The following is a 17,917-nucleotide window of genomic DNA, read 5'->3' as shown; positions in this document are numbered from 1 at the left end:
CCGGCCAAGGCATGGCGGCAGTGCCTGGCTCAGCACTCTACCGCCAACGTCGAGACATTACCAGAAGGCGCTTGCGGCCAGAACCGGCTAGGCCGAGGCAATGGTGTCCCGCACTGCGTCGGTCACCTGCGCCACCACGCCCTCGCGCCAGTCGTCGGTATCGCCATAGAAGGCACGCCACATCGCCTGGCGGACCAGCGCGCGCTGGTTTTCGTCGGCTTCCGGGTGCTGGTGCAGCCAGTGGTCGCCGCGCAGCGCGTCCAGCACCTCGCCCACCGGCAGCGTGCCGAACTCAAGCGCGATGCCGGCATAGTCCATGGTGGGCAGGGTCTGCAGCACCGCGTGCCAGGCCAGGCCGGTGAGGTTGGCCGAGGTCGACGAGCCATCGTAGATCGAGGTCACGCGCGCGCCCCAGATCGCGCGCGTGCGCGTGAGCGATTCCGGCGTGTCCGGGCCCATGTGGATGGGCTCGCCATAGCCCCAGGGGCCCAGCCCGGTATGGACGTCGATCCAGCGCAGCGCCTCGCGCCCGGCGCCGAAGCGCGCCAGGATGCGGCACAGCGTGTAGTTGCTCCAGGCAGCCTTGTCGCCGCCGTAGAACATGCCGCCCGGGTCCTGGTACTGGCCGCGGCTGACCGCGGCCTGGTACCACGGCATGCCGCGCTCGGCCACGGCCTTCATCAGTTGCGCCTGGTCGGTGTCGGACGGCGGCCATTGCGCCGGCACCAGCAGCGGCGCGATCTCGGCATAGGCCTCGTTGTACGGCAGCGGCTGGGTGAAGTCCATGAAATTGCGGTTCAGGTCGACGTTGTCCTCGTTGACCCGGCGCAGGTGGGAAAAACCGTAGGGATTGATCGCATGCACCAGCAGCAGGCTGGTGTCGGCGGCGGCGCAATCGGCAAGCAGCGCGGCGTCGTGCAGCATCGTCACCTGCGCGCCGGAGCCGGCAAAGCCTTCGGCGCCGTGCGTGCCCGAGGTCACCATCAGGCAGCGGCGGGCCTCGGCCGGGCCGGCCAGCGCCACGTCGATCGCGAGGTCCTCGCCGGCACTGCCGCGCTTGGTGGGGTGCGGGAACTGGGCCAGCGCGGCCCCGGCCGTGCGCGCGGCGTCAAGGAACTTCTGGCGGGCTTCGGCGTAGCTGCGAGAAAAATGGCTCATGGCGTGACCGGCGGATGCGATGCAGGCATTAGACGCCAAATCCGCAGGTCTTGCCACCCGCTGCTAGAACAGCGACCCGGACGCATACCCGGGCGCCGGCGCGGGCTCCGTCCCCGGCCCCCAGATACCAGGCGAAGTGAACGCCTGCGGATGCATCTCGATCCCGGCCGCGGCCAGCTGGCCGGCGGTCAGCACCAGGTGACGGGCCAGCCAGTCGTGCAGGCTGCGCAGGAAGCGGATGTTGTCGACGCTGTTGGACCCCGCGATCAGCCATTCCAGCTTGATATGCGCGGTATAGACGTCGAGCAGGTTGGTGGCGCGCAGCCGCGGCGGGGTGGACGGGCTGCGTTCGATCGCCAGGATGCGGCGCACCTGCGCCATGCCGATGTCGCCGGTGCGCTGGTACTGCTCGTAGACGCCCTCAAGCGCCGGGAAGCGCACTGTCGGCTGCACGCGCGGCACCGCGGCCACCTTCTCCATGCGCAGCACCAGGTAGCGGATCGCGGCGGCGCGCTCGGCGGCCTGTGCCTGGGCGGGATCGCGCCGGCGGGCCGGGGGCGCCGCCTCGGGCAAGGCCGTGCGCGGCACCACATCGCGCTCGGTGTAGTCCGGCACCTGCAGCAGCAGGCCCGGATGCGGCACCGCGGCACGCGCGCAGTCATCGCCAAAGGGATATTCATGCCCTGCGGCGTCGCGCAGGATATAAGCCTGCCCGGCCGGAAAGCCATGGTGGCGGCGGCTCGCGCCCCGCGCATGGCAGCGCGTGGCGGGGTCGACGAAGTCCTTGCGCACGGGGATCCAGCCCCCGTCGTGTGCCTGGGTCATGCGTTGCGGCTCATGCCTGAATTGCTAGACCCGCCATTGTCGCCGATCTGCGCGCTCGCCCCGGCGAATCTGCCCGGCCCTACTTCAGCATGAACGACATCGCCGACAGGCAGTTCAGCATGCGCACCGCCGCCTGGACCGAATCGGCCTGGAAGGACAGCGTCACGCCGTCGCGGCGCTCCAGCGCCGGCCACTGGCAGAACAGGTCCGCGTGCGCGGGCGTCAGGGTCTGCAGGGTGCAAGTCACCGGCGCGGCGATGCGCAGGCATTGCGCCTGCGCGCGTTCGCGCACCGCGGTTGCAGCCGCTACGGCAATGGCCTCGCGCGCCGCCGCCGGCGACAGCGAGGTGCCGCTGCCGAAGCCGTCCGCTGACTTGGTCTCGACATAGCGCACCCACGGCATCAGCGCATGGGTTTCCTGCACGAAGACATCGTCGCCGCTGGCCATCAGCACCGGCGCGCCAAACTCGCCGGCCAGCGCGGCGTACAGGCCCGCCTCGCCCAGTTCCTTGCCGTTGAGCCAGACCCGCGCGAAGGCGCCGCTGTTGATGGTGTGCGCCAGCACGCCGCGGCTCTGGGCGCGGCCGTGGTAGCCGATCATCAGCACGCCGTCGACTCCGGCCTCGACGCCGGCCATCATGCCAAGGTAGCGCGGCTTGCCCAGCACCACCCGCGCGCGCGGATCGAGCTGGTCCGGCAGCAGGTTGCGGAAGCCGCCGTGCGAATCGTTGACCAGTACTTCAGTCGCACCGCCGGCAAAGGCGCCTTCGACCGCGGCATTGGCTTCGCCGGTCATCCAGGCGCGGGCGCGTTCGTATTCGCCGTTGCCGGGGCGGGTCTGTTCGGCGTGGAAGACGCCAGCCACGCCTTCGATATCGGTGGAAACAAGGATCTTCATCAGGCGGTTTGGCCCAGTTCGGGCATCACGTCCAGCAGTGCGCGCCGGCCGTGGCCGTCGCGGCCCTGCACCGGTGCGGCATGCCACAGGGCATGCAGGATGGCTTGCTCGACGCTGTCGGCCGCGGCGCGGAACAGCGGGTCGAGATGGGTTTCATGCAGCATGGCGACGGCCGGCATCGGCCGGGCGGTGTCGTGCGGCACGGTATACGCGCTCGAGAACGCGACTGCGATATCGCCCGAGCCATGCCCGAACACCGAGCCGGTACGCGCCAGCCCGGCGCCGGCGCGCAGCGACAGCCGGCGCAACTGGCGCGCGTCCAGCGGGGCGTCGGTGGCGAGGATCATGATGATCGATCCCTTTTCCGGTTGCGCCGCTGTGTCGGGCTGCGCCAGGCGCTGGACCAGTTCCGGACCGACCAGGCGGCCGGCAACGGTCAACGATTCCGGCGTGCCGAAATTGGCCAGCACCAGCGCGCCCACGCGATAGCCACCGGCCAGGCGTGAAGCGGTGCCGATACCACCCTTGACGCCGAATGCCGACATGCCGCGCCCGGCGCCGACCGCGCCCTGCGCAACCTCCTGGCCGGCACCGGCCAGGGCCGCCTCATAGTGGCTGCCCTCCACCGCCATGCGCTGGATATCGTTCAGGTAGCCGTCATTGCACTCGAACACCAGCGCATTGACGGTCGGCAGCGCGCGGCCGATCTCCGGATTGGCCGCCACCGCCGCACGGATCTGCGCCTGCGCGACCGCGCCGACCGAAAAGGTATTGGTCAGCGCCAGCGGCGTTTCCAGCACGCCCAGTTCGTCCACCTGCACCAGCCCGATGCTCTTGCCAAAGCCGTTGAGCACGGTGGCCGCGGCGGGCACCTTGTCGCGGTACGGATCGCCGCCATGCGGACGGATCACGGTGACGCCGGTCTGCACGGCGCCATCCGCCAGCGTGCAATGGCCGACGGTCACGCCGGCCACGTCGGCAATGCTGTCCAGCGGACCTGCCGGCAGGCTGCCGACACGCGGCACGCCCGTTGTCGATGCGGTCATGTTCAGCGGCTCAGGGTTCAACGGCGGTCGATCTTGGGGTCGAGCGCGTCGCGCAGGCCGTCGCCCAGCAGGTTGAAGGCCAGCACCGTCAGGAAGATCGCCAGGCTCGGGAAGATCGCCACGTGCGGCGCCGTCACCATGTCGGCACGGGCTTCGTTGAGCATCGCGCCCCATTCCGGCGTGGGCGGCTGCGCGCCCAGTCCCAGGAACGACAGGCTGGCCGCGGTGATGATCGAGGTGCCGATACGCATCGAAAAATACACCACGATCGACGACACCGTGCCCGGCAGGATATGCCGCATCAGGATGGTCCAGTCCGATGCGCCGATGCTGCGCGCCGCCTCGATATAGGTCAGACGCTTGAGCATCAGCGTATTGCCGCGCACCAGCCGCGCGAACGCCGGGATGCTGAAGATGGCCACGGCGAAGATCACGTTGGTCATGCCGTTGCCGAGGATGGCCACGATGCCGATCGCCAGCAGGATGCCCGGGAAGGCGAAGAGCACGTCGGAAATGCGCATCACGATGCGGTCCCACCAGCCTTCGTAGTAGCCCGCCAGCAGGCCCAGCACGGTGCCGATCAGCGCGCCGATGATCACCGACAGGAAACCCGCCGCCAGCGAGATGCGCGCGCCTGCCAGGATGCGGCTGAAGATATCGCGTCCGAGCGAATCGACGCCCATCCAGTGCGCGGCCGACGGGCCGGCGTTGAGCGCGTCGTAGTCGAAGTAGTTCTCCGGGTCGTACGGCACGATATGCGGCGCCACGATGGCAATCACCACCAGCACCAGCACGAAGGCGCCGGCGCCCAGCGCCAGGTGCTGCTTGCGGAATTTGCGCCAGAACTCGGTCCAGGGCGTGCGCACGGCCTCCGGCACGGGGGCGGTGGCGGGTGCCGCTTGCGCTGCGGCGGGCGTGGAAAGCTCAGTCATGCCGGCCTCACTTGTAGCGGATGGTTGGGTTGATCACGGTGTAGAGCATGTCCACCACCAGGTTGATCAGAATGAATTCGAGCGAGAACAGCAGCACCTCGGCCTGGATCACCGGGTAGTCGCGCATCTCGACGGCATCGACCAGCAGGCGCCCCAGGCCCGGCCAGTTGAACACCTTCTCGACCACGATCGAGCCGCCCAGCAGGAAGCCGAACTGCAGGCCCATCATGGTCACCACCGGGATCATGGCGTTGCGCAGGCCGTGCTTGGCCACCACCAGCGTCTCGCGCACACCCTTGGCACGCGCGGTGCGGATGAAATCTTCTTGCAGCACCTCGACGAACGAGGCCCGCGTAAAACGCGCCATCACCGCGGCCACCGCCGCACCCAGCGTGATCGACGGCAACACGTAGTGCTTCCAGCTGTCGGCGCCGATCGACGGCAGCCAGCCCAGCTGCACCGAGAACACTTCCATCAGCAGCATGCCCAGCGCAAAAGCCGGGAACGAAATGCCCGACACCGCCAGCGTCATGCCGAACCGGTCCGGCCAGCGGTTGCGCCACACGGCCGAGCCGATGCCGATCGCCATGCCGAACACCACCGCCCAGGCCATCGACGCCACCGTCAGCAGCAGCGTGGGCATGAAGCGGTCGCCGATCTCCTCGCTGACCGGGCGCTTGGTGCGCAGCGAATGGCCGAACTCGCCGCGGACCGCATTGGAGAAGAAGTTGACGAACTGCTCGTGCATGGGCCGGTCCAGCCCAAGGTCCTTGCGCACCAGTTCGACCGTGGCCGAATCGGCCTCCGGGCCCGCCGCCAGCCGCGCGGGATCACCCGGCAGCAGATGGACGAACAGGAACACCAGCACTGCCACGATCAGCAGCGTGGGGATCACGCCCAGCACACGTTTGAGGAAGTAATTCAGCATGACACACCAGAAGGAAATGCAGCAGCAGAGGCCGCAGGCCGCCCGCCCTGCGACCCCGCGACGCGGGCAAGGCGGCCACCTCGGCTTACTGCTTTACTGCTTACTGCTCGTTGAGTGGAGAAGGCAAAGCGGCTGGCATTGGTCCTGCACGCGCCCGCCCTCACCCCCGCCCCTCTCCCGCTCGCGGGAGAGGGGAGCAAACCACCAGCGGGAGAAGCGCCGCTGGGGGTCTCTCATCACTGCTTGATATCGATCTCTTCAAAATTGAACGACCCATCCGGCATCACATACGCACCGGTCAACCGCTTGCTGCGCGCAAACAGCACCTTCTCGGTCACCAGGAAGGCCCACGGCGCATCCTTCCAGATGCGTTCCTGGGCGTCCTTGTACAGGCGCGCCTTTTCGCCACGATCGGTGGTGCGCAGCGCGCCGGCGATATCGGCGTCGACCTGGTCGTTCTTGTAGTACGCGGTATTCAGCAGCTTGGGCGGCATCGACTCCGAAGCCAGCAGCGGACGCAGCGCCCAGTCCGATTCACCGGTCGACGACGACCAGCCCACGTAGTAGATGCGCACGCCGGCATCTTCCGGCTTGGGCACGCTCTCGACCTTTTCCACGCGCTGGCCGGCCTCGAGCGCCTGCACCGAGGCCTTGATGCCGACCTGCTGCAGCTGCTGCTGCACGAACTGGATCACCTTCTGCGCGGTGGTGTGGTTGTAGGCCGACCACAGCGTGGTCTCGAAGCCGTTCGGATAGCCGGCTTCCTTCAGCAGCGCGCGCGCCTTGGCCGGGTCATACGGCCACGGGCCCAGCTTCTCGGCATAGTCCACGCCCGGCGGCACCACGCCTTCTGCCGGCACCGCGTAGCCAGCGAAGGCGACCTTGGCCAGCGCGTCCTTGTTGATGGCATAGTTGATGGCCTGGCGCACCTTGGGGTCGTTGAACGGCTTGACCATGGTGTTCAGCGACAGGTAGCGCTGGATGATCGACGGCGAGGCGATCAGATCCACCTTGGCGCTGTTCTTCAGCACCGCGGCCTGCTCGAACGGGATGCTGAAGGCAAAGTCAGCCTCGCCGGTCTGCATGATCGCGGCGCGGGTGTTGTTGTCGACCACCGGCTTCCAGGTAATGGTGTCGATCTTCGGGTAGCCGGTCTTCCAGAAGCCTGCGAATTTCTTGCCCTTCAGGTGGTCGGGCTGCTTCCATTCGACAAATTCGAAGGGGCCCGTGCCAACCGGGTGGAAGGCGATTTCCTTGCCGTACTTCTGCAGCGCGGCCGGCGAGATCATCACCGCCGACGGGTGCGCCAGCACGTTGATGAACGGCGAGAACGGCTCTTTCAGCGTGACCTTGACCGTATTGGCATCGACCACGTCAGTCCTGGCGACACGGTTGAACAGCGTGTAGCGCTTGAGCTTGTTGGCCGGGTTGGTGACGCGGTCCAGGTTGGCCTTGACGGCGCCGGCATCGAAGGTGGTGCCGTCGTGGAACTTGATGCCCTTCTTCAGCTTGATCGTATACGTGAGGCCGTCCTTGCTGACGTCGTAGCTGTCTGCCAGCACATTGACCAGCTTCATGTCCTTGTCCAGGCCGAACAGGCCCTGGTAGAAGCTCTTCCCAACCGCCTGCGACAGCGTGTCGTTCGAATCGTACGGATCCAGCGAGGTGAAGGTCGAACTCACCGCCATCACGGCATCCTTGGCGGCGAAAGCCGGGGCCGAAACCAGCATGCCCAGCGTGCCGGCGGCAAAGGCGCCGGCCACCCATCGGGGCGAAACCATACGTGCAGACATCGTCGATTCTCCTTGGTAACTTGGTGACTTCCAGGACTTCAATAGGCGCCGCCGACGGCATGCCGGGCGACATAGTGGCCGAGCGATCCGCTGCCGGCGACCTGCACCAGCGGTTGCACCACCGGCTCGTCGCCAACCGCGCGGATCGGGCTGGGGATCTCGTCGTTGAGCGGCTCGCGCCGCAGGTGGCGCCGCGCCGGGTCGGCGATCGGCACCGCCGACATCAGCTTCTTGGTGTACGGATGCTGCGGATTCTCGAAGATCGCGCGGCGCGGCCCGATCTCGACGATCTGGCCCAGGTACATCACCGCCACGCGATGGCTCACGCGCTCCACCACCGCCATGTCGTGCGAGATAAACAGGAAGGCGATGCCAAGCTCGCGCTGCAGGTCCAGCATCAGGTTGACGATCTGCGCCTGGATCGACACGTCCAGCGCCGACACCGACTCATCGGCCACCACCACCTTGGGGTTCAGCGCCAGCGCGCGCGCAATGCAGATGCGCTGGCGCTGGCCGCCGGAGAACTCGTGCGGATAGCGCGCCGCGTGCGATGCATCCAGCCCGACCTTGTCGAGCAGCCAGGCCACGCGCTGCTCTGCCTCCTTGCCGCTGGCGACCTTGTGCACCAGCAGCGGCTCCATGATCGAGTAACCCACCGGCACGCGCGGATCGAGCGAGGCGAACGGGTCCTGAAAGATGAACTGGATATTGCGGCGCAGGGTCTGCAGCGCCGGCCCTTCCATCTTGCTGATGTTCTGCCCGGCAAACTCGATGGTGCCGCTCTGGCTTTCCACCAGGCGCAGCAGCGAGCGGCCCGTGGTGGACTTGCCGCAGCCGGACTCGCCCACCAGCGCCAGCGTCTCGCCGGGATAGAGGTCGAAGCTGACCTTCTCGACCGCATGCACGCGCCGCGTGACGCGGCCGAACAGGCCGCCGGGGACGTCGAAGCGCGTCACCAGGTCCTGCACGCGCAGGATCGGCGCCACGCCCGGGGTAACGGTGTCCTGCGCTGCGACCGGTTCAGGGTTGGCGCTGCCCAGCTGCAGCAACGGGAACTTGGCCGGCAGGTCGGTGCCGCTCATGGCGCCAAGGCGCGGCACCGCCGACAGCAGCGCGCGTGTGTACGGATGGGCGGGGGCACGGAACACATCGTCCGAGGTGCCCTCTTCCACCTTCTCGCCGCGGTACATCACCAGCACGCGGTCGGCGACCTCGGCCACCACGCCCATGTCGTGGGTGATGAAGACCACGCCCATGTGCATCTCGGCCTGCAGGCCGCGGATCAGCTGGAGGATCTCGGCCTGGATGGTCACGTCCAGCGCCGTGGTGGGCTCGTCGGCGATCAGCAGCGCCGGCTTGCACGACAGCGCCATCGCGATCATCACGCGCTGGCGCATGCCGCCGGAGAGCTGGTGCGGATAGCGCTCCAGCACGCGGCGCGCCTCGGGGATGCGCACCAGCTCCAGCATGCGCAGCGCTTCGGCGCGCGCCGAAGCGCGGCTCTTGCCCTGGTGCAGGCGGATCGATTCAGCGATCTGCTCGCCCACCGGGAACACCGGGTTGAGCGAGGTCATCGGCTCCTGGAAGATCATCGCCACGTCGGCGCCGCGCACGCTGCGCAGGGTGGCGTTATCCGCGCGCGCCAGCTCGATCACCTCGCCGCCGCGCCGGCGCAGCGCCATGCTGCCGGAGGCGATCTTGCCGCCGCCATGCTCGACCAGGCGCATCAGCGCCAGCGACGTCACCGACTTGCCCGATCCCGACTCACCCACCACCGCCAGCGTCTCGCCGCGGTCGACATGGAAAGACAGGTTGCGCACGGCCTCGACGGTGCGCTCGGACGTGGCAAAGCGCACGGTCAGCCCGTTCACCGAGACCACGCGCTGCGGTGGCAGCACGATGCCGGACTGGGAGGCTTGCATAGAGGAAGTGGCCACTGGAACTCCTTGTATTGCCGGGTGATGCAGGGGGATGGCGCTCAGCCGTAGATCGACACGTTCACGGCCTCGCCCACCCGGGCGAAACCGCGGTACATGCCTTCGGTGTTGAAAGGCAGCGTGACGTTGCCGGCGCGGTCCACCGCGATCAGGCCGCCGCGGCCGTTGATGGCCGGCAGCTTCTCCATCACCACGCGCCGCGCCGATTCCTCGAGCGACAGGCCCGCATAGCGCATCTGCGCGGCCACGTCGTGCGCGGCCACGGTGCGGATAAACATCTCGCCGGTGCCGGTGGCAGACACGGCCGCCACGTCGTCCGCATAGCAGCCCGCGCCGATCACCGGGGTATCGCCCACGCGCCCCACCTGCTTGTTGGTCACGCCGCCGGTGGAGGTGGCCGCAGCCAGGTTGCCGCGGCCGTCGCAGGCCACCGCGCCGACAGTGCCGAACTTGCTGTCCGGATCGATCGGGTCGCGCGCCAGCGGCTTGCCTTGCGCCACCAGCGCAGCGGCATCGTGGTCCAGCAGCGCCATGCCGGCGTTGCCAAGCGCACGCTGCCACTGGTCATGGCGGGCCTGCGTGAAGTAGTAGTCCGGGCCCACCAGTTCCAGCCCCTGCGCCTGCGCAAAGGCCTCGGCGCCGGCGCCGGCAAAGAGCACGTGTTCGCTGTGGTCCAGCACCGCGCGCGCGGCCAGCACCGGGTTGCGCAGGCGCGTGACGCAGGCCACGGCGCCGGCTTCCAGCGTGGCGCCGTCCATCACCGCGGCATCGAGCTCATAGGTGCCGGCATGGGTCAGCACGGCACCCTTGCCGGCGTTGAACAGCGGGCATTCTTCCAGCAGGCGCACGGCCTCGGTGACCGCATCGAGCGCGCTGCCGCCCTCGGCCAGGATGCGCTGGCCGGCTTGCAGCACGTGTTGCAGCGCTTCGATGTATTCGCGTTCGCGGGCGGCGTCCATCGCCGCGCGGGTGATGGTGCCGGCGCCGCCGTGGATGGCAATGACTGCTGGTTGCATGTGAATGCTCAGGACTTGCGGGTGTTGGAGGATCGGCCGCGCTTGGCGCCGGCCGTGGGTTCGGTGGGCTGCGCGGTGCCGGGCGCGGCACGGCCGGCGGACTCCGCGGCCGGCGCGCCGTACAGCCACGGCAGCAGGAATTCGGTCATTTCGGCGGCGGCCTTGACCGGGCGCTCGGCCCGGTGCGCCACCGCGCCGCACAGCGCCTCGATCAGCGCCAGCACGGTGGCATCGGAGTTGGCCGAGAGCCGGTTGCCGGCCTGCGCGTAAAGCGCGATATCAGCGAGCGGCGCCAGCGGCGAGGTCGGCCCGTCGGTCAGCGCCAGCACCTGGCCGCCGCGCGACTTGGCCCGCTCGGCCAGTTCGATGGTGTCCGTGACGTAGCGCGGGAAGGCAATCACGATCAGCAGGTCGCTCGGCTGCTGCTTGAACAGCTGCCGCGCCGCATGCGAGGCGCCGCCGGCGCCCGCCACCGAGGTCACCATGCGGCAGTGCATTTCCAGCCCGTGCTGCAGCAGGCCAGCCAGGAAACCGCTGGCACCGAAGCCGGCCACGTAGACACGCTGCGCCGCCAGGATCGCCGAGACCGCGCGCTCGCAGGCCTCCGGGTCGATGCCGCGCCGCGTGGCTTCGGCGTTGGCCGCGGCATCTTCGAGCGAGGCGGCAAAGACTTCGGCCGCGGTCGCGGGCCGCTCCAGCTCGCTGCGCAACCGCTCCACCGGAGCCAGCGTGGCCTCGAAGCCGCGCACCAGCTCGGCCCGGAACTGCGGATAGCCGTCGAACCCCAGCGCCCGCGCAAAACGGTTGGCCGTGGCCACCGACACCTCCACCGCCGCGGCAAATTCGTCGATGCGCATGGTCGCCGCGCGGAACAGATTGGCCAACACGTATTCCGCCATGCGGCGGTGCGCCGGCGTCAGCGTCGGCAGGCTGCGCGCAATGCGGTCTGAGATCGAGTGGCCTTTTTGCATGGTGGAAGCGGTTGGTCTGGACGTCGTCTGGTGCACGCCGTGTTCGTGAAAATGAATTTACACGCAACGCACGAACAAGAAAATAGAGTTTTGCGAGACCAAGGGTAATCCCTGAATCGCCGCGGCACGAAGGCACATTGGCGGTGCACGTTGCCGAGCTGTTTTGCACCGTCAAGGCGTGCGGCGCACCGGAAACGCTACAATGCCGGCCAGCGCACCAGGCCCGGCGGTTGCCCGCTTTCTGCGCGCTTTTTCTGTTTTTCACTCAGGCATTTCCCCCTCCCGTGATCCGAATCGACCAGCTAGTCCTCCAGCGCGGCACCAAGGTGCTGTTCGACCACACCAGCGTGACGCTCAACCCGGGCGAGCGCGTGGGCCTCGTCGGCGCCAACGGCAGCGGCAAGTCGACGCTGTTCGCGCTGCTGCGCGGCGAGCTGCATCCGGACGGGGGCGACGTCATCGTGCCGGCGCAGTGGCGCGTCGCGCACGTGGCGCAGGAAACGCCTGCGGTCAGCCGCACCGCCGTGGATTACGTGATCGATGGCGACACCCGCCTGCGCGAGATCGAAGCCGCCATCGCCGCCGCACAGGCCAGCGGCGACGGGAGTGCCGAGGGCGAAGCCCACGCCGCCTTTGCCGACGCCGACGGCTACACCGCCCCGGCGCGCGCCGAGGCCCTGCTACTGGGCCTGGGTTTCACGCTGGCGCAGGTGTCGCAGCCGGTGGCCTCGTTCTCCGGCGGCTGGCGCATGCGCCTGAACCTGGCACAGGCGCTGATGTGCCCGTCCGACCTGCTGCTGCTTGACGAACCGACCAACCACCTGGACCTGGACGCCATCGTCTGGCTGGAAGACTGGCTGGCGCGCTATCCCGGCACGCTGGTGATGATTTCGCACGACCGCGAATTCCTCGATGCGATCTGCAACGTCACCGTGCATATCGAGAACCAGCAACTGCGCCGCTACGGCGGCAACTACACGCTGTTCGAGACCCTGCGCCTGCAGCAGATGGCACAGCAGCAATCCGCCTACGTGCGCCAGCAGAAGGAAATCGCGCACCTGGAATCGTTCATCACGCGCTTCAAGGCCAAGGCGACCAAGGCGCGCCAGGCGCAGAGCCGCGTCAAGGCGCTGGAAAAGATGGAGCGGCTGGCGCCGGTGCACGTGGCCGCCGGCTTCGCCTTCGAGTTCCGCGAACCCGACGCCGCGCCCAACCCGATGATGGTGCTCGACGGTGTCGACTGCGGCTATGCCGAGGCCGAGCCGCCCGTCACCATCCTGCACAACCTGGCGCTGTCGATCCAGAACGGCCAGCGCATCGGCCTGCTCGGCGCCAACGGCCAGGGCAAGTCGACGCTGGTCAAGACGCTGGCGGGCACGCAGGATCCGCTCAAGGGCAACCTGCGCCTGGGCAAGGGCCTGCAGATCGGCTACTTCGCCCAGCACCAGCTGGAGACGCTGCGCGACCACGACTCGCCGCTGCAGCACCTGGCGCGGCTGGCACCCGATACCCGCGAGCAGGAACTGCGCGACTTCCTCGGCAGCTTCAACTTCCGCGGCGACATGGCCACTTCGCCGATCGAACCGTTCTCAGGCGGCGAGAAAGCGCGGCTGGCGCTGGCGCTGATCGTCTGGCAGAAGCCCAACCTGCTGCTGCTCGACGAACCGACCAACCACCTGGACCTCGACACCCGCGAGGCGCTGACCATGGCGCTGGCACAGTTCGAAGGCACGCTGATCCTGGTGTCGCACGACCGGCATCTGCTGCGCGCGACCGCCGACCAGTTCATGCTGGTGGCCGACGGCACCATCAAGCCGTTCGACGGCGACCTGGACGACTACCGCGACTGGCTGCTGCAACAGGCCGCGGCCAAGCGCAATGCCGCCACTGCCGCGCACCTGGCAGAGAACGCCGGCGATGCCGCGTCGGCGGTCAACCGCAAGGACCAGCGCCGCGCCGAGGCCGACGAGCGCCAGCGGTTGTCAGCACTGCGCAAGCCGTTGACGAAGGAACTGGAAAAGGTGGAAAAGCGCATGGCGGTACTGCAGGCCGCCAAGGAGGAGATCGACCGGTTCATGGCCGATGAAAGCAGCTATGCCGAAGCCAACAAGACGAAGTTGATGGAGATGCTCAAGCGCCAGGGTGAGGTCAATGGCGAGCTGGAGACGCTGGAGGAGAAGTGGCTGGAGTTGCAGGAGCAGATCGAGCAGATTGCGTGAGGGGACGATAGCACTGATGCGCGATGCCTCGCGGTCTGGGGGGGCAGGAGTTTGGCGCTGCTTGTCACGGGAACGGCCATGGACGTTCTGGCCAACATTATTCTCTGCCGGCGGGTTACCACTTGCGCCACCGCAAGATGGGAGCGGTGGCCTACCGCCATGTTGCCGACAACTACATCGCCCGGCGTCGGCGTGTGGGAGGCCTACCTCATCGAGGGCCCGCTCAAGACAGGCTTGAGCGTGGAGGCCGGCACCGTGCATGCCGACACCCAGGCGCAGTCGGCCGCCGTTTTCGCCTTTACCTACCTGCTTGGCATCAAGCTGATGCCGTGGATTCGCAACTGGCAGGACCTGAAACTTTACCGAGCCGATCCCACCTCCAGGTATCGTAACAGTGACCGCCTCTTTTCGGGCGCAGTGGGTACACGCTCATCGGCACAGCCAGCTCAGCGGCCTCAGCACCGAGACTACCCGCGCCAAGTGCTGGGCCGCATCGCCGATCATCCAATTAACCGGACCCGAACTGCCGCCTGGGCCGTCGCTGCCGAGCTGCCGGCCCTCGAACCGGCCCTGGTCTCCTACGTCAAAATCCCTTGCCACCGTCAAGGACGGCACGTTACATCTTGGCAGAGGTTCAGTTAGGTTTGCCGAGGCAGTTCGTACGCCATGGTACGAATGACGCCTACGTTGTCCTGCACCTCGCAGAGTATCCGCGTCGACAAGGCTTTCAGCTCGAACGGCGGCTCCGTCACCACGATCCCGCTTGGTATAGCCCCCCAAATCCGGAGACCAGGACCGATCGGCTTGTCGAGATTTGGCGGGAAATCGGGTGCCAGAGGCAAGTACTCAGTCAGAATCAGGCTCTTGTATGGCGTCAGGCTGGCAAGCACGCCGGCAATGCGTGCGTTGTCCAGATGATCGAGCACCTGGCGCAGGAAAACGACGTCACCTCTCGGCCAGGGCTCGCTTGTGATGTCGAGGCACCGGAAGTCCACATCAAGACTGGAGAACCTGGTGCGGTTCGACTGGATGACTGCCTCGACCACGTCGCAAGCAATGTAGCGTGCGCAAGCCGGCCGGATACGGCTGCCGACATTGAAATCGCCGCAACCGAGGTCAACCACGTCTGGCCGGTATGGCAACGAGCCGAGGTAGGCCGTTACGGCTTCGACATAGGTGTCGACGATCGCCGGATCATGAGAACTGCTCCCGCTGTAGAACCCGGAGTGGTCCTTCGCCACGCCCCACCCCCCGGTTTCGTAGACATGGGAAAACACCTCGCGAAGCGCCTTTCCTTGATACAGGGCGCGGTCTTTGCGGATGGTCCGGTCGTGGTGGTATTTCAGCAACCAGGCTGGCGTGTACGGCTTGAGCCGTTGTTTCAGCCGTTGCATCAACACAGTGCGCAAAGGCTTGGTCGGTATGCTTGAAGTGTTCACAATATGCCTCCTGCAAAGAGTGGCGAAATGTGGACGGCCCGGGGCGGGCGGGTCGCGAGCCCTCAATCTATCGGGTGTGCAAACCGCACAATGTCTGGTTTCGCACATCGGAATGTCAAAAAGGTCCAGTGTATGGCGCGTCGGCAAGCATCTGACCGATGACGCTCTTCACGAGGGGACGCATTTGGCCGGCACCTGTCGCCTGGCGGCTCCCGGGCATCTGCCTCGCTGTGCTCAGCTGCCGAATTGACCCGGCGCGCCATGGAAATGAGCGCGCAACCGCTCACGGAAATCGCCGCGATTTGCCGACAGTCTGGTTCAAGATCCATCTCGGACGAGTGTGGCTGCTCCGTCCTGTTGCATTGCTCGTTATCGCCTGCCTTTATCCCTCCTCAACCCATGCTCCCACGCCGACCGGGTAGTCGCACTTGGCCAGTTCGATACCGGCCTGATAGCGGACTTCCTGCCCTTGCTGCCCGCCGCGCACGCAATTCAGCAGTATCCGCACCAGGTTGGCTCCCGCTATATGGGTAAAGGGATAGCCTCCTCCGAATCTTGGATTCATCTCCAGCAGGTACTGACGCCCGTCGCGCTCGATCACATCGCAGTCGACATTGCCGATGTGCCGCAATTCGCGACTGATTCGCGTGGCCAGGTCGTTGAATGGCGCGCTTTCGACAGTGATCGCCCGGTCCGTCTCCCCCGCCCGCATCGACAGCTTCTTGCGGACCGCAAACCCGATCGGCCTCGCCTCAAGATCGTTGAAGATATCGAGCCCGTACTCCTGGCCCGAGATCACTTCCTGGATCAGCACCTCCATCCCTGGCTGTCCCATCTTTGCGAAAATCGATTTCAGCAGGATCCGCTGGCAGTACGCACGGGCGAAGCGAAGCTCGTTCAGGTCCTCGACCACGAAGATGCCAAAACTTGCGCTGCCCCAGCGGGGCTTGACAATCAGAGGGAAGGCTACCGAGCCCGTCGCAATGGCATGCTCTGCGCTTTCGAGGGTCGCATAGCTGCGCGGCGTGCACAGCCCGATTGATTCGGCGAACTGCGCAGTCAGGAACTTGTCCGCGCAAAGGTTAATGACCCCTGCCGACGAGATGACCGGTATCGTTCCGATTTCCCGAAACCGTTGAGCGTGCTCTGCAATGAGCGGGAGCTCCAAGTCATTCAGCGACAGGAGGGCCGAGACCCGATGCACCCTGCATACATCGATCAGGAAGTCGATGTAGTTATCCGCTAAGACGTCGGGGCCTACCAAGAACATGTCGCATGCGCTCGCGGCCGGCGCGCCGCGTTGCATGTCCACCCCAAGCACCATGCCGGTCCCGCTTAGCTCCGACTTGAAATACTCCACCAGATAGCGCCGTCTACCTATGCAGGTCAAAAGAACGTTCATCTTCACCCCAATGTCATTCCAATCAAAATGACCCTGCCATAGCCTCACAGGTCTTTCGATGCTTTCGTCGGACCGGATTTCGGCCCTGCGGCTGGAGCGCCGGCACTTTCTTCCTTGCAGTCCTTGAACCTGGGTTCACCGATCGCGCGAAGCCGTCCCGCCAGAACTGCGGCCATTGTCCTGCGCCCAACCGTACCACGTACCATCTAATCAGAATCACCGGCAGGAAAGAAGCACGATACGTGCGCCAATTCACGTAGTGGCAACACGCCTTTGAGCACCCACCGGCACAGCCTCTCACCAACGGCCGTCCCCTCCTGGTCCGGTAGTTTGTCTTGTTCGAGCTGAACTGCCACGATACGGCATCGATCTCTTCGCGAGAGAAGCATGGTCACAAGGAGAACATGCGGTATTCAGCATGAACACTCGTCATGCCGTGCGAATCGGAACTTCTTCTTTCTGCGCGGCCTCGGACTCGCTGGCGACGTACTGGGTGCCTGGGCTGCCTGTAAATGAAGGCACGGTCAGATCCCCCGCGGCGTTGATGCCCTGGCGGTCCATGACAGTGCCCACCGTGAGCCAGAGGATCTTCAGATCCAGCCAGAAAGAGCAGTGGTCCACATACCAGGTGTCGAAGTGAAACTTATCTTCCCAGCTCAGAGAGTTCCGCCCGTTCACCTGCGCCCAGCCGGAAATGCCGGGACGGACCAGATGACGACGTGCCTGGTCCGGTGAGTAGAACGGCAGGTACTTCATCGGCAAAGGCCGTGGACCAATGACACTCATGTCGCCCACCAGAACGCACCAGAACTGAGGCAGCTCATCGAGACTGGAGCGGCGCAGAAAATTGCCGAACGGCGTGAGCCTGTCATCATCCGGCAAGAGCTCGTCATCAGGGCCTCGCTCTTCCGTCATGGTTCGGAACTTCACGACTTCGAATGGCCTGGCACCCAGGCCTGCACGTGTTGCACGAAACAGCACCGGACTGCCCAGCTTCCATCGCACTGCGCCAGCCAGGATCAGCAACGGAATGGCCAGCACGAGCAATGCCATGGAGGCGAAAACTATGTCGAACAAACGCTTCATGATCGATCCGCCCAGTTCGTCCCGCAGCGGCATTCATGGCCATCCCCTGACAGACAATGGATTTCCGCTCCGGCGTCTATCTAACCAAAGCCGAGCCTCCGTGTGAAGGACCAAAATGTGGTCGAGGCCACGTTGCGCCGCGCCACCGGTGCTGGAACGGTTGCATCGCCAGGAATTCGACTATGTCCGCCATGGCATACATGGCTCTGACGACCTGCGCCTGCGCGCAAGCCGTGTCCGGCCACCCGAAAGAGAATCAAGAAAGCG

The 17,917-nt window shown here is 66.3% G+C and carries 14 protein-coding genes and 1 pseudogene; 2 read left to right on the top strand and 13 right to left on the bottom strand.

The window, feature by feature from the left end:
• Positions 1–87 precede the first annotated feature (87 nt).
• The 10 genes from AC3WLE_RS20305 to AC3WLE_RS20260 form a co-directional block, all read right to left on the bottom strand.
• A complete protein-coding gene (locus AC3WLE_RS20305) occupies positions 88–1,158 on the bottom strand; it encodes a M14 family metallopeptidase (RefSeq protein ID WP_492317866.1) in 1,071 nt (356 codons plus the stop codon).
• A gap of 63 nt (positions 1,159–1,221) precedes the next feature.
• Positions 1,222–1,983: a hypothetical protein gene (locus AC3WLE_RS20300; protein ID WP_492356490.1), complete on the bottom strand. Its 762-nt coding sequence runs from the start codon at positions 1,981–1,983 to the stop codon at positions 1,222–1,224.
• A 79-nt stretch (positions 1,984–2,062) separates the two neighbouring features.
• Positions 2,063–2,881, bottom strand: a complete 819-nt coding sequence (locus tag AC3WLE_RS20295) for a M55 family metallopeptidase (RefSeq protein ID WP_492356489.1) — start codon at positions 2,879–2,881, stop codon at positions 2,063–2,065.
• A complete protein-coding gene (locus AC3WLE_RS20290) occupies positions 2,881–3,927 on the bottom strand; it encodes a DmpA family aminopeptidase (protein ID WP_492356488.1) in 1,047 nt (348 codons plus the stop codon). Before AC3WLE_RS20290 ends, AC3WLE_RS20295 begins: the two co-directional genes overlap by 1 nt.
• 17 nt (positions 3,928–3,944) lie before the next feature.
• Positions 3,945–4,859, bottom strand: coding sequence for a glutathione ABC transporter permease GsiD (gsiD, locus tag AC3WLE_RS20285; protein WP_010814210.1), 915 nt, complete (start codon positions 4,857–4,859; stop codon positions 3,945–3,947).
• A gap of 7 nt (positions 4,860–4,866) precedes the next feature.
• Entirely contained in the window at positions 4,867–5,787 is a 921-nt protein-coding gene (gene gsiC / locus AC3WLE_RS20280; protein WP_010814211.1) for a glutathione ABC transporter permease GsiC, read from the bottom strand.
• A 236-nt stretch (positions 5,788–6,023) separates the two neighbouring features.
• Positions 6,024–7,580 carry a glutathione ABC transporter substrate-binding protein GsiB gene (gene gsiB, locus AC3WLE_RS20275; protein WP_492356487.1) on the bottom strand — a complete coding sequence of 519 codons (1,557 nt, stop codon included), beginning with the start codon at positions 7,578–7,580 and terminating at the stop codon, positions 6,024–6,026.
• Positions 7,581–7,618: 38 nt separating this feature from the next.
• Positions 7,619–9,502 (bottom strand): dipeptide ABC transporter ATP-binding protein, encoded by a 1,884-nt coding sequence (locus AC3WLE_RS20270; RefSeq protein WP_492356502.1) that lies wholly within the window; start codon positions 9,500–9,502, stop codon positions 7,619–7,621.
• A 56-nt stretch (positions 9,503–9,558) separates the two neighbouring features.
• Positions 9,559–10,533: an isoaspartyl peptidase/L-asparaginase family protein gene (locus AC3WLE_RS20265; RefSeq protein ID WP_492317871.1), complete on the bottom strand. Its 975-nt coding sequence runs from the start codon at positions 10,531–10,533 to the stop codon at positions 9,559–9,561.
• A gap of 8 nt (positions 10,534–10,541) precedes the next feature.
• Entirely contained in the window at positions 10,542–11,504 is a 963-nt protein-coding gene (locus AC3WLE_RS20260; RefSeq protein WP_492317872.1) for a MurR/RpiR family transcriptional regulator, read from the bottom strand.
• A 284-nt stretch (positions 11,505–11,788) separates the two neighbouring features.
• Between AC3WLE_RS20260 and AC3WLE_RS20255 the strand changes: the two genes are divergently transcribed.
• Entirely contained in the window at positions 11,789–13,723 is a 1,935-nt protein-coding gene (locus AC3WLE_RS20255) for an ATP-binding cassette domain-containing protein (protein ID WP_492356486.1), read from the top strand.
• 101 nt (positions 13,724–13,824) lie between these two features.
• Positions 13,825–14,134 (top strand): annotated as a pseudogene (locus AC3WLE_RS20250) (Tn3 family transposase); the annotation flags it as partial.
• A 227-nt stretch (positions 14,135–14,361) separates the two neighbouring features.
• Here the strand turns inward: AC3WLE_RS20250 and AC3WLE_RS20245 are convergent.
• The 3 genes from AC3WLE_RS20245 to AC3WLE_RS20235 form a co-directional block, all read right to left on the bottom strand.
• Positions 14,362–15,162 (bottom strand): class I SAM-dependent methyltransferase, encoded by an 801-nt coding sequence (locus AC3WLE_RS20245; RefSeq protein WP_492356485.1) that lies wholly within the window; start codon positions 15,160–15,162, stop codon positions 14,362–14,364.
• 382 nt (positions 15,163–15,544) lie between these two features.
• Positions 15,545–16,564 carry an ATP-grasp domain-containing protein gene (locus tag AC3WLE_RS20240; protein WP_492317947.1) on the bottom strand — a complete coding sequence of 340 codons (1,020 nt, stop codon included), beginning with the start codon at positions 16,562–16,564 and terminating at the stop codon, positions 15,545–15,547.
• Positions 16,565–16,993: 429 nt separating this feature from the next.
• Positions 16,994–17,650 (bottom strand): sugar transferase, encoded by a 657-nt coding sequence (locus AC3WLE_RS20235; protein WP_492317875.1) that lies wholly within the window; start codon positions 17,648–17,650, stop codon positions 16,994–16,996.
• Between the last annotated feature and the right edge of the window lie 267 nt (positions 17,651–17,917).

The sequence above is a fragment of the Cupriavidus sp. FW306-1B-F12B genome (genome assembly GCF_058781795.1).
This window is presented reverse-complemented; position numbering and strand designations above follow the sequence as displayed.